General features: G+C 68.3%; 17 protein-coding genes. 2 read left to right on the top strand and 15 right to left on the bottom strand.

The features are described 5' to 3' along the window. Window positions 1-33: 33 nt before the first annotated feature. Window positions 34-1,500 carry a DEAD/DEAH box helicase gene (locus RISW2_RS07745; RefSeq protein ID WP_043768770.1) on the top strand — a complete coding sequence of 489 codons (1,467 nt, stop codon included), beginning with the start codon at window positions 34-36 and terminating at the stop codon, window positions 1,498-1,500. 141 nt (window positions 1,501-1,641) lie between these two features. Then, window positions 1,642-2,346, top strand: coding sequence for a hypothetical protein (locus tag RISW2_RS23445; protein ID WP_051491858.1), 705 nt, complete (start codon window positions 1,642-1,644; stop codon window positions 2,344-2,346). Window positions 2,347-2,371: 25 nt separating this feature from the next. Here RISW2_RS23445 and RISW2_RS07735 read toward each other — a convergent pair whose 3' ends face one another. The 15 genes from RISW2_RS07735 to nuoG form a co-directional block, all read right to left on the bottom strand. Then, complete coding sequence (locus tag RISW2_RS07735; protein WP_043768768.1) at window positions 2,372-4,039, bottom strand: ribonuclease J; 1,668 nt, start codon at window positions 4,037-4,039, stop codon at window positions 2,372-2,374. Window positions 4,040-4,052: 13 nt separating this feature from the next. Further along, window positions 4,053-4,820 (bottom strand): type III pantothenate kinase, encoded by a 768-nt coding sequence (locus RISW2_RS07730; protein WP_043768766.1) that lies wholly within the window; start codon window positions 4,818-4,820, stop codon window positions 4,053-4,055. Window positions 4,821-4,833: 13 nt separating this feature from the next. Next, complete coding sequence (locus RISW2_RS07725; protein WP_043768764.1) at window positions 4,834-5,580, bottom strand: biotin--[acetyl-CoA-carboxylase] ligase; 747 nt, start codon at window positions 5,578-5,580, stop codon at window positions 4,834-4,836. Window positions 5,581-5,688: 108 nt separating this feature from the next. Then, entirely contained in the window at window positions 5,689-7,131 is a 1,443-nt protein-coding gene (nuoN, locus tag RISW2_RS07720; RefSeq protein WP_043768927.1) for an NADH-quinone oxidoreductase subunit NuoN, read from the bottom strand. Between the two features lie 13 nt (window positions 7,132-7,144). Beyond that, window positions 7,145-8,710, bottom strand: coding sequence for an NADH-quinone oxidoreductase subunit M (locus RISW2_RS07715; RefSeq protein ID WP_043768762.1), 1,566 nt, complete (start codon window positions 8,708-8,710; stop codon window positions 7,145-7,147). Then, complete coding sequence (nuoL, locus tag RISW2_RS07710) at window positions 8,710-10,899, bottom strand: NADH-quinone oxidoreductase subunit L (RefSeq protein WP_043768760.1); 2,190 nt, start codon at window positions 10,897-10,899, stop codon at window positions 8,710-8,712. Before nuoL ends, RISW2_RS07715 begins: the two co-directional genes overlap by 1 nt. A 6-nt stretch (window positions 10,900-10,905) precedes the next feature. After that, window positions 10,906-11,211 (bottom strand): NADH-quinone oxidoreductase subunit NuoK, encoded by a 306-nt coding sequence (nuoK, locus tag RISW2_RS07705; RefSeq protein ID WP_043768758.1) that lies wholly within the window; start codon window positions 11,209-11,211, stop codon window positions 10,906-10,908. Between the two features lie 175 nt (window positions 11,212-11,386). After that, on the bottom strand, window positions 11,387-11,989 hold the full coding sequence (locus RISW2_RS07700; RefSeq protein ID WP_043768757.1) for an NADH-quinone oxidoreductase subunit J: 603 nt from the start codon (window positions 11,987-11,989) through the stop codon (window positions 11,387-11,389). Next, complete coding sequence (locus tag RISW2_RS07695) at window positions 11,986-12,402, bottom strand: carboxymuconolactone decarboxylase family protein (RefSeq protein ID WP_043768755.1); 417 nt, start codon at window positions 12,400-12,402, stop codon at window positions 11,986-11,988. The genes RISW2_RS07700 and RISW2_RS07695 overlap by 4 nt, the downstream gene beginning before the upstream one ends. Then, window positions 12,399-12,611: a hypothetical protein gene (locus RISW2_RS07690; RefSeq protein WP_043768753.1), complete on the bottom strand. Its 213-nt coding sequence runs from the start codon at window positions 12,609-12,611 to the stop codon at window positions 12,399-12,401. The genes RISW2_RS07695 and RISW2_RS07690 overlap by 4 nt, the downstream gene beginning before the upstream one ends. Continuing rightward, on the bottom strand, window positions 12,608-13,102 hold the full coding sequence (gene nuoI / locus RISW2_RS07685; RefSeq protein WP_043768751.1) for an NADH-quinone oxidoreductase subunit NuoI: 495 nt from the start codon (window positions 13,100-13,102) through the stop codon (window positions 12,608-12,610). Before nuoI ends, RISW2_RS07690 begins: the two co-directional genes overlap by 4 nt. 20 nt (window positions 13,103-13,122) lie before the next feature. Continuing rightward, entirely contained in the window at window positions 13,123-13,440 is a 318-nt protein-coding gene (locus RISW2_RS07680) for a hypothetical protein (RefSeq protein WP_043768748.1), read from the bottom strand. 3 nt (window positions 13,441-13,443) lie between these two features. Then, window positions 13,444-14,478, bottom strand: a complete 1,035-nt coding sequence (nuoH, locus tag RISW2_RS07675; RefSeq protein WP_043768746.1) for an NADH-quinone oxidoreductase subunit NuoH — start codon at window positions 14,476-14,478, stop codon at window positions 13,444-13,446. Window positions 14,479-14,487: 9 nt separating this feature from the next. Next, window positions 14,488-14,919 (bottom strand): hypothetical protein, encoded by a 432-nt coding sequence (locus RISW2_RS07670; protein WP_051491857.1) that lies wholly within the window; start codon window positions 14,917-14,919, stop codon window positions 14,488-14,490. Between the two features lie 9 nt (window positions 14,920-14,928). Continuing rightward, window positions 14,929-16,950, bottom strand: a complete 2,022-nt coding sequence (gene nuoG / locus RISW2_RS07665; protein WP_043768744.1) for an NADH-quinone oxidoreductase subunit NuoG — start codon at window positions 16,948-16,950, stop codon at window positions 14,929-14,931. Between the last annotated feature and the right edge of the window lie 101 nt (window positions 16,951-17,051).

Raw genomic sequence — 17,051 nt, 5'->3', positions numbered from 1 at the left:
GGGCCGCGACGTGTCCGCAGACAGCGGATACATATGACAAAATTCACCGACCTGAACCTCAGCCCGAAGGTGCTGCAAGCCGTCGAGGAAGCCGGCTACGAAACCCCGACGCCGATCCAGGCAGGGGCCATCCCGCCTGCGCTCGAGGGGCGCGACGTGCTGGGCATCGCCCAGACGGGCACCGGCAAGACGGCAAGCTTCACGCTGCCGATGATCACCATGCTGGCCCGCGGACGTGCGCGGGCGCGCATGCCGCGCAGCCTCGTGCTCTGCCCGACGCGCGAGCTTGCGGCGCAGGTGGCCGAGAACTTCGACACCTACGCCAAGCACGTGAAGCTCACCAAGGCGCTGCTGATCGGCGGCGTGTCGTTCAAGGAGCAGGACCTCCTGATCGACAAGGGCGTGGACGTGCTGATCGCGACGCCCGGCCGCCTGCTCGACCATTTCGAGCGCGGCAAGCTCCTGCTGACCGGCGTGCAGATCATGGTGGTCGACGAAGCCGACCGCATGCTCGACATGGGCTTCATCCCCGACATCGAGCGCATCTTCTCGCTGACGCCGTTCACCCGGCAGACGCTGTTCTTCTCGGCCACCATGGCACCCGAGATCGAGCGCATCACCAATACCTTCCTGCAGGGCCCTGCGCGCGTCGAGGTGGCCCGCCAGGCCACGGCGTCCGAGACGATCGACCAGTTCGTCGCGCTCTTCAAGCCGTCGCGCCGTGACCGCGCGGACAGCGAGAAGCGCCGCACGCTGCGCGCGCTGATCGAGGCCGAGGGCGAAAAGCTGACGAACGCCATCGTGTTCTGCAACCGCAAGGTCGACGTCGACATCGTCGCCAAGTCGCTCAAGAAGTACGGGCTCGACGCGGCGCCGATCCACGGCGACCTGGACCAGTCGGTGCGCACGCGCACGCTCGACGGCTTCCGCAAGGGCGAACTCAAGCTGCTCGTCGCCTCGGACGTGGCGGCGCGCGGTCTGGACGTGCCGTCGGTCAGCCACGTCTTCAACTACGACGTGCCGAGCCACGCCGAGGACTACGTGCACCGCATCGGCCGCACCGGCCGTGCCGGCCGCGAGGGCCGCGCGATCACCATCTGCGGCCCGCGGGACGACAAGAACCTCGAGGACGTGGAACGCCTGCTCCAGAAGCAGATCCCGCGCATGGCGGACCCCGCCGCGCCTGCGGCGGACGTCGAGACGCCCGAGGCCGCCGAGGTCGAGGAGGCTCCGAAGCCCAAGCGCACGCGCAGCCGGCGCAGCGACAAGAAGGCCGATCCGAAGCCCGAGCCGAAGGCGGACCAGGCGGTGGAGCAGACGGTCGAGCAGAGCGCCGACGAGCCCCGTCCCGATCCGAAGCCCGAAGGCGGCGCACGCGGCGGCCGGTCGCAGGACCGCGGCCGCGGCGGCAAGAACGACCGCGACAACAACGTGGTCGGCATGGGCGACCACCTGCCCTCGTTCATCGCCATGAGCTTCGAGGAGCGGCGGGCCAGCTGACGCCGTCCCCCGCTGCATGACGACCGCCGCCCGGACCGGGCGGCGGCTCCCCGCACGACCTCTCGAAGGCGTGCCTTCCTTCCCTGCACCCGGGATGCGACTGTCCGGCGGTACCCGCCATCGACGTCGGAAGGATTGCCAATGTCCCTGCGCCTCGCGCTCGTCTGCACCGCTTTCCTCGCCCTGCCCGGTCTTGCGGCGGCCGAGACCTGTCTTGCCCGCGTTAACCATCAGGACGTGGTGGTCGACACCGAGGCGGTCGCCGCGGATGGCGCCGGCCTGCGCGAACGTATGAGGGCCTGGCCCTCGCGCACCTGGAAGCGCGCCTGGGGGGCCCCGCCCGCCTGCGACAGCCGCACCCTCATCGCCTATCTCGGCCGCGAGGTCCCGGCAGAGGACCTTGACGGCTACTGCCTCGCCGACGATCCGTCGGGTGGCGGCGACCTGCTCGTGCCGGGCGTGCGGAACTACCGGGGACGCTGCACCGTGACGACCTGCGACCGGGTGAATGCCGCCGCGGGCGGCACCGCCGCCGCCGCCGGCCGCGTGGTCGACGTGGTCACCCGCCGCGACGTCGAGGCCGGGCAGAGCCGGACCGGTGCGGTGCTGCATGCCTCGGGAGCGGCGATCCTGTCCGGAACGGCCTCGGGCATCGCCGGCACCCTTTCGGGCGCGGCGAGCAGCGTGGCGACCGCGCTCGCGGCTCCCGCGGTCGCGGGTGCGGCGGCGGTCAGCGTCGTGGCGATCGGCGGTGCCGTCTACCTCTGCCACGACGGCGAGGAGGATGCAGCCGATCCTGCCGCGGACATCCCCCTCGGCCAGGGCGGAACCGCGCCGCGAGACTAGGTCCCGCGGCGCCCGCCCGACCGGCTCAGGTCAGGCGGCTGATCACCACCGTCACCTCGGGCTTGCGGCCGATCTCGTCCTGCGCGGCGTTGCGCAGCGCGCGCCGCAGCGTCTCCTCGAGCGCATCGTCGTCGCGCAGGGTCTTCTTGCCGGCGCGGGTCATCGCGGCGGCGAGCGCTTCCTCCAGCACCTCGATCACCGGCTGGCGCGAACGCCCTGTCTCGGGCAGGCCCATCGTGTCGACCCAAGGATCGCCGAGCGCCTCGTCGTCCTCGTCGAGAACCAGCGTCACCGTGGCATGCCCGTTCAGCGCCATGCGGATGCGGTCGCGGATCACGCCGTCCATCGCGCCGACCTGCACCGACCCGTCGAGATAGGTGCGCCCGGTCTCCACATAGTCAACGACCTCGGGCGCGTTGCCCGAGAGCGAGATCATCGTCCCGTTGACCGCCAGCATGCCCTTGCGACCGCGCGACTGCGCCAGCTTGACGTGCTCGCGCAGGTGGCGGTGCTCGCCGTGGTTCGGAACGACGACCGCGGGATCGAGGATCTCGTGCATCGCCTCGAGGTCCGGCCGGTTGGCGTGGCCCGAGACGTGGTAGCGCCCGCTGCTGTCGTCCACCACGTCGACGCCCTTCTCCGAGAGCATGTTCATGATGCGGATCACCGGCTTCTCGTTGCCGGGAATGGTCTTCGACGAGAACAGGAAGAGGTCGCCGTCCGCCAGCTCGATGCCGTGGTGCTTGCCACGGGCCAGCTGCGCCGACGCCGCCCGCCGCTCGCCCTGGCTGCCGGTCACGAGCAGCATCAGGTTCTCGCGCGGGATCGACCCAGCTTCCTCCACCGGCACGGTAGTGGGGAAGTCCTTGAGCACGCCGGTCTCGACGGCGGCCTCGATCATCCGCCGCATGGCGCGGCCGAGCAGCACGATGGACCGCCCGGCATTGCGCCCGGCCTCGGCCAGCGTCTTGAGCCGCGCGACGTTCGAGGCGAAGGTCGTGGCGACCACGAGGCTCTTCGATTCCGACAGGAGCTTCTCGATCTCCGGGCCGACCGTGGCCTCGGACCGCCCCTCGTGGGTCGAGAAGACGTTGGTCGAATCGCAGATCAGCGCCCGCACGCCGCGCTTGCCGATCTCCGACCACATCTCGCGGTCGAAGGGTTCGCCCACGACCGGCGTCACGTCGATCTTGAAGTCGCCCGAATGCACGAGCCGCTCGCCGCCCACGTCGATGACGAGGCCGGAACTCTCTGGGATCGAATGCGAGATCGGCGCGAAGCCCACGGTGAAGGGACCCGCGTCCACCGTTTCGGGCCAGGCCGAGACGGTGCGCACCGTCTCGACCGGCAGGCCCTGCTCCTCGAACTTGCGCCGCGCGATATTGGCGGTGAAGGCGCGCGCGTAGACGGGCGCGCCGAGCGCCTGCCAGTGATGCGCGACCGCGCCCACGTGGTCCTCGTGCGCGTGGGTGACGAAGATGCCGCGGATGCGGTCCCGCCGCTCCTTCAGCCAGGTGATGTCGGGAAAGATGAGATCGACACCCGGCGTCGTCTCCATGTCCGGGAAGGTCACGCCGATGTCGACGACGATCAGCTCCTCCTCGCCCGGCCGGCCGTAGCCGTAGACGTAACAGTTCATGCCGATTTCACCCGCCCCGCCCAGGGGCAGGTAGATGATGCGTTCACCGCTCATGTGGTGGATGTCCTTATGTCTTGTTGTGGCTGTAGATGACGGTCAGTCCGTGCATCGTCAGGTCGTCCTTGAAGTCGTCGAACAGTGCTTCGGTCTGCTGGAAGAGCGGCGCCAGCCCGCCGGTCGAGATGATTTTCATGGGCCGATCCCGCTCGGCCTTGATCCGTGCGCAGATCTCGCGGACGAGACCCACATATCCCCAGAAGATGCCCGACTGCATGCAGGCGACGGTGTTGGTGCCGACGACCGTCTGCGGCCGCGAGATGTCCACGTGCGGCAGCGCCGCCGCCGCCTCGTGCAGCGCCTGCAGCGACAGGTTCACGCCGGGGGCGATCACGCCGCCCACATAGGCGCCGTCGGCATCCACCACGTCGAATGTGGTGGCCGTGCCGAAATCCACGACGATGAGGTCCCCGCCATAGAGGTCGAAGCCCGCCACCGTGTTGACCAGCCGGTCGGGCCCGACCTGCGTGCCCGCGTCGACGCGCACGTCCACGGGCAGCGCGCAATCCGGCCGGCCGACCACCATCGCGCGGGTTCCGAAATACCGGTCGGCGAGCACCCGCAGGTTGAACACCACGCGCGGCACGGTCGAGGACACGATCACGTCGGTGATCTCGGCGTCGATCCCGCGCAGCTTCATCAGCGTCGAGAGCCAGACATAGTACTGGTCCGCCGTGCGCTGGTGTTCGGTCGACGTGCGCCAGGTCGCGAGGAAACTCTCGCCGTCCCAGATCGAGAAGACGGTGTTGGTGTTGCCGCAATCGATGGCTAGCAGCATGGCGCGGCCCCCGTCAGAAGAAGATGTCGGCCGCGGCGATGGCGACGCGGCCCCGTGGCGTCCTTAGGACAAGATTGCCGGACGGGTCCACCGTCTCGAACGTGCCCGTGGTCTCGGACGTGCCCGTGCGCGCCGTCACCGCCTCGCCGATCCGCGCGGCCGCGGCAAGCCACGCCGTGCGCACCGGGGCGAATCCGAGGGCCGCGAACTCGGCCTCGCGCCGGGCATAGGCGGCGGCCAGCGCGCCGAGGAAGTCCACGGGATCGACCACCACGCCCGTCTCAGGACCGAGCGCCGTTGGTCGCAGGGCCCGGGGCTCGACCGCCTCCGCGGCCGGCGCCGCGGCGAGGTTCACGCCGATCCCGATGGCGAGGTGCGACGCCGCCCCGCGCCCCCCGAGGGTCTCGAGCAGGATGCCCGCCACCTTGCCCCCGTTCAGGAGCACGTCGTTCGGCCACTTCAGCGCGAAGGGCTCCGCCCGCCCGGTCACGCCCACGAAGGCGTCGAGAAGCGCCAACGACGCCACGAAGGACCGCAGGGCCGCGACGCCCGGCGGCTCGGCCATGGGCATCAGCAGTGTCGCCGCGAGGTTGCCGGGGGGATTGGCCCAGGGCCGGCCCCGCCGCCCGCGCGCCGCGGTCTGCACCCCCGCGAAGATCCACAACGGCCCCCGCGCCTCGGGCAGGCGCCGCGCCGCCTCGGCCATGGTGCTGTCAACGCTTTCGAGCGTGACGAGGCCGTAGCCCTGCGGCCAGCTCACGCGATCCTCCCCGGACCTGCGGGCTTCTTCTTGGCGGAAATATCCCCGCCGGAAGCCCCGCGCCTGCGGCACGCAGGCGCGGTCACCGACGGGGACGCCGCGCGGGCGTCAGTTGACAAGCGACGCCGCCGCGGCCGCCGCCGCGCCCTCGATCCCGAAGAGGTTCACCACGCCCGCGACCATGGCGATGGCCGGCACCGCCAGGAACAGCCACAGCACGCCCGACCCGCCGGCATCGAGCCGGTCGTCGCGTTCCGACCCGAAATACATCAGGAACACGATGCGCAGGTAGTAGTAGGCACCGATCACGCTCGCGATCACGCCGGCAAGCGCCAGCCAGGCGAGGCCGCCGTCATAGGCCGCGCGCAGCACGTAGAGCTTGCCGAAGAAGCCCACGAGCGGCGGCACGCCGGCGAGCGAGAAGAGCAGCACCAGCATGGCCAGCGCCTTTCCGGGTTCGGTCCGCGAATACATGTTGAGCGAGGCGATGTCGGTGACCGGCTGGCCGTCGCGCTCCATCGACAGGATGAAGGCGAAGGTGCCCACGTTCATGGTCACGTAGATAGCCATGTAGATGAGCAGCGCCTGCACCCCGAGTGCCGTTCCCGCGGCGAGCCCCATGAGCGCGTAGCCCATGTGGGCGATGGACGAGTAGGCCATCAGCCGCTTGATGTTGGTCTGCCCGATCGCGGCGATGGAGCCGAGGAACATGGACAGGAGCGACAGGAACGCGACGATCTGCTTCCAGTCGCCGGTCACGCCCCCGAACGCGTCGTGCAGGAGCCGCGCGAAGAGCCCCATGGCCGCGACCTTCGGCGCCGTCGCGAAGAAGGCGGTGATGGGCGTCGGCGCGCCCTCGTAGACGTCGGGCGTCCACATGTGGAACGGCACGGCCGAGACCTTGAACGCGATGCCCGAGGTCAGGAACACGAGCCCGAAGAGGAGCCCCAGCGACACCGTGCCCTCGCCCGCCGCGGCAAGGATGCCCGAGAAGAGCGTCGTGCCGGCATAACCGTAGGTCAGCGACGCGCCGTAGAGGAGGAGGCCCGAGCTGAGCGCGCCCAGCACGAAATACTTGAGCCCCGCCTCGGTCGAGCGCGCGCTGTCGCGCCGCAGCGACGCGACCACGTAGAGCGCCAGCGACTGCAGCTCGAGACCCATGTAGAGCGCGATCAGGTCGCCCGCGGACACCATGACCATCATGCCGACCGCGGCGAGCGCCACGAGGATCGGGTATTCGAACCGCAGGAGCCCGCGGCGCGCCATGTACTCCTCGCTCATGGCGAGCACGGCGGCGGCCGAGACGAGGATCGTCACCTTGGCGAAGCGCGCGAAGCCGTCCACGACGAACATGCCGCCGAACGCGTTGGCGGTGCCGCCGCGCGAGGTGGCGATCCAGACCGCGAACGCCACGAACAGCGCCGAGGTGAGCCAGATCAGCGGCCGCGCGAGCTGGTCCTTGCCGGTGTAGACCGCCCCGATCAGCGCGAGCATCGCGTAGACCGACAGGAGGATCTCGGGAAGGATGAGGGTGAGGTCGGCAGAAAGCATGGGGGTCACGTCCTCAATGGTCTGCGGCTGCGGCCGGAGCCTCGGCGACCCGCGGACCGGCGAGGTCGGCGGCCGCGACGCGGTCGTCATAGGTCTCGAGCAGGGCCTCGACCGAGGGGCCGATGCGGTCGAGGATGGGCGCCGGGTAGATGCCGAGCCAGATGGTCATCACGGCCAGCGGCGCGAAGATCGCGCGCTCGCGCCGCGACATGTCGGTGATGGTGCGCAGGGATTCCTTGACCAGATCGCCCATCACCACCCGGCGGTAGAGCCAGAGCGCGTAGGCGGCGGACAGGATCACGCCCGAGGTCGCGAGGACCGCGATCCAGGTGTTCACCTGGAACACGCCCATGAGCGTCAGGAACTCGCCGATGAAGCCCGACGTGCCGGGCAGCCCGACATTCGCCATGGTGAACAGCATGAAGACGAGCGCGTAGGCCGGCATCCGGTTCACGAGCCCGCCATAGGCGTCGATCTCGCGGGTGTGCATCCGGTCGTAGATCACGCCCACGCAGAGGAACAGCGCGCCCGAGATGAAGCCGTGCGACAGCATCTGGAAGATCGCGCCGTCGACGCCCTGCTGGTTGGCCGCGAAGATGCCCATGGTCACGTAGCCCATGTGGGCGACCGACGAGTAGGCGATGAGCTTCTTCATGTCCTCCTGCACGAGCGCCACGAGGCTCGTGTAGACGATGGCGATGGCCGACAGCCACAGGACCAGCGGCCCCACGACCTCGGAGCCCACCGGGAACATCGGCAGGTTGAAGCGCAGGAAACCGTAGCCGCCGAGCTTCAGCAGGATCGAGGCCAGCACCACCGAGCCCGCCGTCGGCGCCTGCACGTGCGCGTCCGGAAGCCAGGTGTGCACCGGCCACATGGGCATCTTCACCGCGAACGAGGCGAAGAAGGCGAGGAACAGCAGCGTCTGGAAGCCGCCGATCACCTGGATGCCGAGGAGGCTGAAGCTCTCGAACGCGAACTCGTGGTTGAGCAGCGTCGGGATGTCGGTGGTGCCCGCATCGGCATACATCGCCACGAGCGCGACCAGCATCAGGACGGACCCGAGGAAGGTGTAGAGGAAGAACTTGAACGCCGCGTAGATGCGGTTCTTGCCGCCCCAGATGCCGATGATCAGGAACATCGGGATCAGGCCGCCCTCGAAGAAGAGGTAGAACAGCACGATGTCGAGCGCCATGAACACGCCCAGCATGAGCGTCTCGAGCAGCAGGAACGCGATCATGTATTCCTTGACGCGGTCCTTCACCTCCCAGCTCGCCGCGATCACCAGCGGCATGATGAAGGTGGTCAGCATCACGAACAGCACAGAGATGCCGTCGACGCCCAGCTTGTAGGTCATGCCGAGCAGCCATTCGCCCTCTTCCACCATCTGGAAGCCGGGATTGGCCGGGTCGAACTGCGCCAGGATGAAGAGCGAGATCAGGAACGTCGCCGACGTCGCGATGAGCGCGAGCCAGCGCGCGTTGCGGTCCGCCGCGGCGTCGCCCCCCTTGAGGAAGACGCCGAGGATCAGCGCGGCCAGTGCCGGCAGGAACGTGACGATGGAAAGCAGGTTGTCCATTACCGCGCTCCTCCGGTGAAGCTCATCCAGGTGATGAGAACCGCGATCCCGATCACCATCGCGAAGGCGTAGGTGAAGATGTATCCAGACTGCGCCCGGCCCGCGAGGCGCGTGAAGAAGGGAATGATCCCCATGGCGACACCGTTGATCGACCCGTCGATCACGTCCCCGTCGCCGCGACGCCAGAACATCCGCCCGACGCTCTTGGCCGGCTGGACGAACAGGAAGTCGTAGGCCTCGTCGAAATACCACTTGTTCAGCAGGAACAGGTACAGCGGGCGCTGCGTCTCGGCGAGCCGCTTCGGCAGGGACGGGTTCACGATGTAGAACAGGTACGACACGGCGAACCCGATCAGCATGGCGATGAACGGCGACACCTTCACCCAGACCGGGCTCTCGTGCGCGTCGTCGAGCGTGTGGTTCTCGGGACCGATGTAGATCGCACCGTCGCCCGGCGCGCCGCCGAAGGCGAAGTGGTGACCCTCCGCGCTCGGGCTGTCGCCCGTGCCCTCGGTGGTGGTGATGGCCTCGCCCGCGCCCTCGAGGTCGCCCTGGGCGGCCTCCTCGGCGGCCTCGGCCACACCCTCGCCGTCCGCGTGGCCACCTTCGGCCGCGGCTTCATCGTGCCCGCCCTCGGTGCCGTGCGCATCCTCGGCGGCCGGGATCGCGAAGAACCGCGCGACCTTGTCGCTTTCGCCGAAGAACGACCCGTACCAGATCATGCCGGCGAAGACCGCGCCGATGGACAGGACGCCCAGCGGGATCAGCATGACCTTCGGGCTTTCGTGGGCGTGCTCGTGCGTGTGCTTGTTGCCGCGCGGCGTGCCGAAGAAGGTCAGGAACATCAGCCGCCAGCTGTAGAAGCTCGTGAACAGCGCCGCGATCACCAGCATCCAGAAGGCGTAGCCGCCCGCGGTGCCGGCCCACGCGCTCTCGATCACCGCGTCCTTCGACAGGAAGCCGGCAAAGCCGATATGGGTGAGCGGGATGCCGACGCCGGTGATGGCGAGCGTGCCGATCATCATGGCCCAGAAGGTGTAGGGCATCTTGTGGCGCAGGCCGCCATAGTTCCGCATGTCCTGCTCGTGGTGCATGCCGTGGATGACCGAGCCCGCCCCGAGGAACAGCATCGCCTTGAAGAAGGCGTGCGTGAAGAGGTGGAACATGGCGACCGAGTAGACGCCCACGCCGGCGGCCACGAACATGTAGCCGAGCTGCGAGCAGGTCGAATAGGCGATCACGCGCTTGATGTCGTTCTGCACGAGGCCGACGGTCGCCGCGAAGAACGCGGTCGTTGCGCCGAGGAAGGTCACGAAGGCCAGCGCGTTCGGCGCGAATTCCATCAGCGGCGACATGCGGCATACGAGGAACACGCCCGCCGTCACCATGGTCGCCGCGTGGATCAGCGCGGAGACGGGCGTCGGGCCTTCCATGGCGTCGGGCAGCCAGGTGTGCAGCAGGAGCTGCGCCGATTTGCCCATGGCGCCGATGAACAGCAGGATCGAGATCAGCTCGGCCGCGTTCACCTCCATCCAGAGGAAGGTCATCTGCGTCTCGGCGATCTGCGGCGCGGCGGCGAAGACGTCGTCGAAGCGGATCGAGTCGACCAGGAAGAACAGCGCGAAGATCCCGAGCGCGAGGCCGAAATCGCCCACCCGGTTGACCACGAAGGCCTTCATCGCCGCGGCGTTGGCCGAGGGCTTGCGGTAGTAGAAGCCGATAAGCAGGTAGGATGCGACGCCCACGCCCTCCCAACCGAAGAAGAGCTGCACGAGGTTGTCGGCGGTCACCAGCATGAGCATGGCGAAGGTGAAGAACGACAGGTACGCGAAGAAGCGCGGCTTGTAGCTTTCCTCGCCCTCGCGGAAGTTCTCGTCATGGGCCATGTAGCCGAAGCTGTAGAGGTGCACGAGCGCCGAGACCGTGGTCACGACGATCAGCATGATCGAGGTCAGCCGGTCGAGCCGGATCGACCAGTCGGTCGACAGCGATCCGCTCTCGATCCAGCGCAGCACCTGGATGTGCTGGGTTTCCGGACCGTGGGTGAAGAACACGATCCACGAGAACGCGCACGCGAGGAACAGCAGGCCCGTGGTGATCCACTGGGCGCCGCGGATGCCCGTCAGCTTCCAGAAGAAGCCCGCGATGATGGCGCCCGCCAGCGGGGCGAAGAGGATGATCGACTCCATGGCGCGTCAGCCTTTCATCACGTTGATGTCTTCCACGGCGATGGTGCCGCGGTTGCGGAAGAAGCAGACGAGGATGGCAAGGCCGATGGCCGCCTCGGCCGCGGCGACCGTCAGGACGAACAGCGTGAAGACCTGCCCAACGAGATCGCCGAGATGCGCCGAGAAGGCGACGAGGTTGATGTTCACCGCGAGCAGCATGAGCTCGATCGACATCAGCAGGATGATGACGTTCTTGCGGTTGAGGAATAGCCCGAAGATGCCGATGACGAAGAGAGCCGCCGCCACCGTCAGGTAATGTTCGAGTCCGATCATCTCGTCCCTCCGGGCCTTTGCCCGCTTGGTTCATCGCAGGGCCGCCGCCGCGGCCTGCCTCACTTCTTGCCGCGGACGGACCGCAGCCGGGTCCACAGCGTCCATCCCACGGGCGCCTCGAGCGCCCGGGCCGCGCGGCGCCCCGCCGGTCGTGCCGGCGGGCGTCGCGCGCGCATCAGAGCCCCTGCCCGGGCTTCACGTCGCGCAGTTCCATCGCCTTCTTCGGATCGCGGTACATCTGCGCCAGCACGTCCTGCCGCTTGACGTCCGTGCGGTGGCGCAGCGTCAGCACGATCGCCCCGATCATCGCCACGAGCAGGATCAGCCCGGCGAGCTGGAACAGCAGGAAGTAGCGGTCGTAGAGGATGATCCCCAGCGCCTCGGTGTTGTGGCGCGCCTCGGGGATCGCCGCCTGGATCGCCACGCGCGCGCCCTCGGAGCTTTCCCACGCGCCGTAGGCCACGGCGAACTGCATCAGGATGATGATCCCGATCAGCAGCGCCAGCGGCATGAAGCGCGCCATCTCGGCCTTGAGCTCGGCAAAGTCGACGTCGAGCATCATGACCACGAACAGGAACAGGACCGCGACGGCGCCCACGTAGACGATCACGAGCAGCATCGCCACGAATTCCGCGCCCAGAAGCACGAACAGTCCCGCCGCCGAGAGGAAGGCGAGGATCAGCCAAAGGACCGAATGCACCGGGTGGCGGCTGATGACGGTGAAGAGACCGCCCGCAAGGCAGCTCACCGCGAAGAGGTAGAAGGCAAAGGCGCTCATGTCTCCTCGTCCTTTCCTTTGGACTCAGCGTCGTTCATGACCTCGCGGGCCAGTTCCATGGCGCGGGTCATCGCGGGGATACCGGCGAACATCGACATCTGCGCGATGGTCTCGGCGATCTCGTCCCGCGTGGCCCCCGCCTCGAGCGCGTGGCGCACGGTCATGCGCACCTGCGTGTCCGCCTGCGCCCCTTGCATCGTCAGCCCCGCCAAGGTCAAGAGCAGCCGCGTCTTGGCGTCGAGGCCGTCCTTCGAGATGCCCTTGCCGAACCACATCTCCATGGCGTCCTTGGGCATGGTCGGCCACATCTGCTCGAACCGGCGCGGGTCGAAGCTCTCGAGCGCGGGGTTGAACGCCCGCGCCATCTCCTGCGCCTGCTGCATGAACAGCTCGAAGGGGGTCTTGGCGGTCATTGCGGGTTGTCTTCCCCCACGTCGTCCATGAGCGAGCCGAAATCGTCGTCGTCCTCGTCGTAGACCTGCGCGCCCGCGAGCATGGTCAGAAGCACGGAGAGACCGTCGATCTTCTGGTGCATGACCGACATCTCGCCGCGCATGTCCTCGACCTCGTCGCGCATCATCCGCATCTCGGCCAGGATGGTCTTGAGCGTCGCCTCGCTCATCTGTAGGGCGCGTCGATCTCGAGATTGCGGGCGATCTCCGCCTCCCAGCGTTCGCCGTTCTCGAGCAGCTTGGTCTTGTCGTAGAACAGCTCCTCGCGGGTCTCGGCGGAGAACTCGAAGTTCGGACCCTCGACGATCGCATCGACCGGGCAGGCTTCCTGGCAGAAGCCGCAATAGATGCATTTCGTCATGTCGATGTCGTAGCGCGTGGTGCGGCGCGAGCCGTCGTCGCGGGGTTCCGCGTCGATGGTGATCGCCTGCGCGGGGCAGATCGCCTCGCAGAGCTTGCACGCGATGCAGCGCTCCTCGCCGTTCGGGTAGCGGCGCAGGGCATGCTCGCCGCGGAACCGCGGGCTGAGCGGCCCCTTCTCGTGCGGGTAGTTCAGGGTCGCCTTCGGGCCGAAGAAGTACTTCAGCCCGAGCTTCATCCCCACCCAGAAATCCTGGAGCAGGAAGTATTTCGCGGCGCGGGTGTAATCCATGGTCGCCATCTTGAAGCGTCCTCCGGGGGTCAGTCCTGACCGGGGCGCGCGGCCTGTGCCCGCGCCTCGGCCTCGGCGGCGTCCATGAGGGGATCGCCGGTATCGTCTTGTGTTTCGTCACGGGTGCCGGGCGTCGTGCGCGGCGTCCGCTGGCCGAGTTTCGCCCCTGCCGCCCAGCGGAAGATCGCGGCCGCGATCTCGTTCTGCTGAGGCAGCATCTCGCCCTGCTCGTCCATGTCAGGCAGTCCGCAATCGCGGACCACGAAGTCCGCGAGCGCGATCATGTCGACATAGCGCGCCTCGAGGATCGCGGCCTTCAGGTCAGGCACGGTGCGGGCATCGGCCATGGCTCACGCCCCCGCCCAGCGGGCGAAGATGCCGCCGAACCATTCGAAGCGGGCCGCGAAGGCCACGAAGACCACCCAGACCAGGCTGAAGGGCAGGAACACCTTCCAGCCGAGGCGCATGAGCTGGTCGTAGCGGTAGCGCGGGGTGATCGCCTTCACCATGGCGAAGAGGAAGAAGAAGAACGCCATCTTCGCAACCATCCAGAGCGCGCCGTCGGGCAGGCCCGGGATCGGCGACAGCCACCCGCCGAAGAACAGCAGCGAGGTGAGCGCGCACATCAGGAAGATGGCGATGTATTCGCCGGCCATGAACAACAGGAACGGGGTCGAGCTGTATTCGACCTGGTAGCCCGCCACGAGTTCCGATTCGGCCTCGGGCAGGTCGAAGGGCGGGCGGTTCGTCTCGGCCAGCGCCGAGATGAAGAACAGGAAAACCATCGGCAGGTGCGGCAGCCAGTACCAGCCGAAGAAGTGCCAGCCGGTATCCTGCGCCCGCACGATGTCGCCGAAGTTCATCGAGCCGGTCGAGATGATCACGCCGATGATGATCAGGCCCAGCGACACCTCGTAGGAGATCATCTGCGCCGCCGACCGCAGCGAGCCGAGGAAGGGATATTTCGAGTTCGACGCCCAGCCGCCCATGATCACGCCGTAGACCTCGAGCGAGGAGACGGCGAAGACGTAGAGGATGGCCACGTTGATGTCTGACAGCACCCAGGTGTCGTTGAACGGGATCACCGCCCAGGCGATCATGGCCAGCACGAAGGACGTGAGAGGCGCCAGGAGGAAGACCGAGCGGTCGGCGCCCGCGGGCACGACCACTTCCTTGACCACGTATTTCAGCGCGTCGGCCACGGTCTGCAGGAGCCCGTACACGCCGACCACGTTCGGGCCGCGCCGCATCTGCACGGCGGCCCAGATCTTGCGGTCGCCATAGACGAGGAACAGCAGCGACAGCATCACGAAGCTGACCATGGCGAGGCACTGCGCCACGATGATCAGGGCTGTGCCGCCGGGGGTGGTCAGGAAGTCAGACATATTGTCCTCTCACACCGTCGGTATTCCGTTTTCCGCGCACATGAAGGCGGTCACTTCGGCGTCGATCGTCTTCAACCCGCGAGGCAGGGCGGGCGAGATGGTGTAAACCGCATCTGCGCGCCAGAGGCCACCCTCCTCGACGACATTTGTGCGCAAATGCCGCGCGAAACCGTAGCCTCGGATCAGAGCATACTGCGCTGCAGCGCACTCTGCATAGTCCTCGATGTCCGCGCTGCCGCGCGCACCGCGCATGGCCACGTGGAACTGCACGAGATCGCCGTCGAGAAGCCGCGTCTCGATCCCCTCGTAGACGGGATCGAACGGCAGGTCCGGGTCCGTCTCCGGCGCGCCGGCCGTGCAGGCCGACAGCGCCAGGACGGCCGCGACCCCGCTCAGGCCCGCGCCGGACAGGGCGCGGGCAGACGGCCGGACCCGGTCCATGTCCGAACTCTACTCCGCGGCGATCTGCGTCTGCGCCCGCGCCTTGGCGTTCGCCGACAGCTCGGCCATCAGCGCGCTCGCCCGGGCGATCGGGTTCGTGAGGTAGAAGTCGCGGATTGCCGGAACGAATGCGCCCTGCACCAGTTTGCCCGGCTCGAGCTTCTGCCACGGGTTCTCCGGCACGCGATCGAGGTCCATGAGCTGCGGCGCCACTTCTGCGAGCTTCTGGCGCAATTGCGCGAGACTGTCGAAGGGCAGCGTCTTGCCCGCCTCGGCCGACAGCGCCCGCAGGATCGCCCAGTTCTCCTTGGCCTCGCCCGGCGGGAACCCGGCGCGCAGCGCAAGCTGCGGACGTCCTTCGGTGTTCACGAAGAGGCCCTGTTCCTCGGTATAGGCGGCGCCAGGCAGGATCACGTCGGCGCGGTGTGCGCCCCGGTCGCCATGGCTGCCCTGGTAGATCACGAACGGGCCGTCGGCCACGTCGATCTCGTCGGCCCCGAGGTTGTAGACCAGGTCGGCGCCGTCCATCGCGGCGGCCAGCCCGCCTTCGGTCACCGCGCCCACGTCCATCGCGCCGACGCGCCCGGCGGCGGTGTGCAGGACGAGAAGGCCCGACGACGTCCGCTCGGCCAGGTCCATGGCCGCGGCGAGAACCGCCGCGCCATCGTCGCCGGTCAGCGCGCCCTGCCCCACGATGATCAGCGACGGCTGGTCGACCACGTCGGTGAAGTCGTGGCGCAGGAGCCCCTCGAGCGCCGCGCGGTCGGTGCCCACGTGGTGGTAGTCGTAGGTCAGGTCGACCGCCTCGCCCACGAGCCCGACCTGCGCGCCGCGCGTCCAGGCCTTGCGGATGCGCGCGTTCAGGACGGGCGCCTCGGTGCGGGGATTCGTGCCGATGAGCTGGATGTGGCGCGCGTGGTCGATGTCCTCGATCGCGGCGGTGCCGACATAGCCCGACCGGTTGCCGGCGGGCAGCTTCGCGCCGTCCGTGCGGCACTCGGTGGTCCCGCCGAAGCTTTCGACGAGGCTCTTCAGGGCGTAGACCGCCTCGACCGGGGCAAGGTCGCCCGCGAGGCCCACGGGCTTCTTCGCGCCCTTCAGCGCGTCGGCGGCCTTGGCGAGCGCCTCGGGCCAGGTAGCCGGGCGCAGCTTGCCGTTCTCGCGGATGTAGGGTCGGTCGAGCCGCTGCCGCTTCAGCCCGTCCCAGACGAAACGCGACTTGTCCGAGATCCATTCCTCGTTGGTGCCGTCGTGGTTGCGCGGCAGGAAGCGCATGACCTCGCGCCCCTTCGCGTCCACACGGATCGAGGACCCGAGCGCGTCCATGACGTCGATCGACTCGGTCTTGCTGAGCTCCCAGGGCCGCGCGGTGAAGGCGTAGGGCTTCGAGGTCAGCGCGCCCACCGGGCAGAGGTCGATGATGTTGCCCTGCAGCTCGGATTCGAGCGTCTGGCCCAGATAGGCGGTGATCTCGGCATCCTCGCCCCGGCCGGTCTGGCCGAGCTCGGGCATGCCCGCCACCTCGGTGATGAAGCGGACGCAGCGCGTGCACGAGATGCAGCGCGTCATGTGCGTGCCGACGAGCGGTCCGAGGTCCATGTTGGCCACCGCGCGCTTGGGCTCGCGGTAGCGCGAGAAGTCGACGCCGTAGGCCATCGCCTGGTCCTGCAGGTCGCATTCACCGCCCTGGTCGCAGATCGGGCAGTCGAGCGGGTGATTGATGAGCAGGAACTCCATCACCCCCTCGCGGGCCTTCTTGACCATGGGGGAATTGGTCCGCACCTGCGGCGGCTGGCCCTCGGGGCCGGGGCGCAGGTCGCGCACCTGCATGGCGCAGGAGGCTGCGGGTTTCGGCGGACCGCCGACGACCTCTACGAGGCACATGCGGCAGTTTCCGGCGATCGACAGGCGCTCATGGTAGCAGAAGCGCGGGATCTCGATCCCCGCCTCCTCGCAGGCCTGGATCAGCGTCATCGCCGAGTCGACCTCGACCTCGGTGCCGTCGATGATGATCTTGCGCGTTTCGGACATGGGGCTTCGGTCCTTCGTCTGCTCGGGGCGCACGGGCGCGCTGCAGCGCGGCGCGTGGCGTCGCTGGGGCCGTTCTAACGCCCCCGCTGCCCGGACACCAG

The organism is Roseivivax isoporae LMG 25204 (assembly GCF_000521865.1).
GTDB classification, from domain to species: Bacteria; Pseudomonadota; Alphaproteobacteria; order Rhodobacterales; family Rhodobacteraceae; genus Roseivivax; species Roseivivax isoporae.
This window is presented reverse-complemented; position numbering and strand designations above follow the sequence as displayed.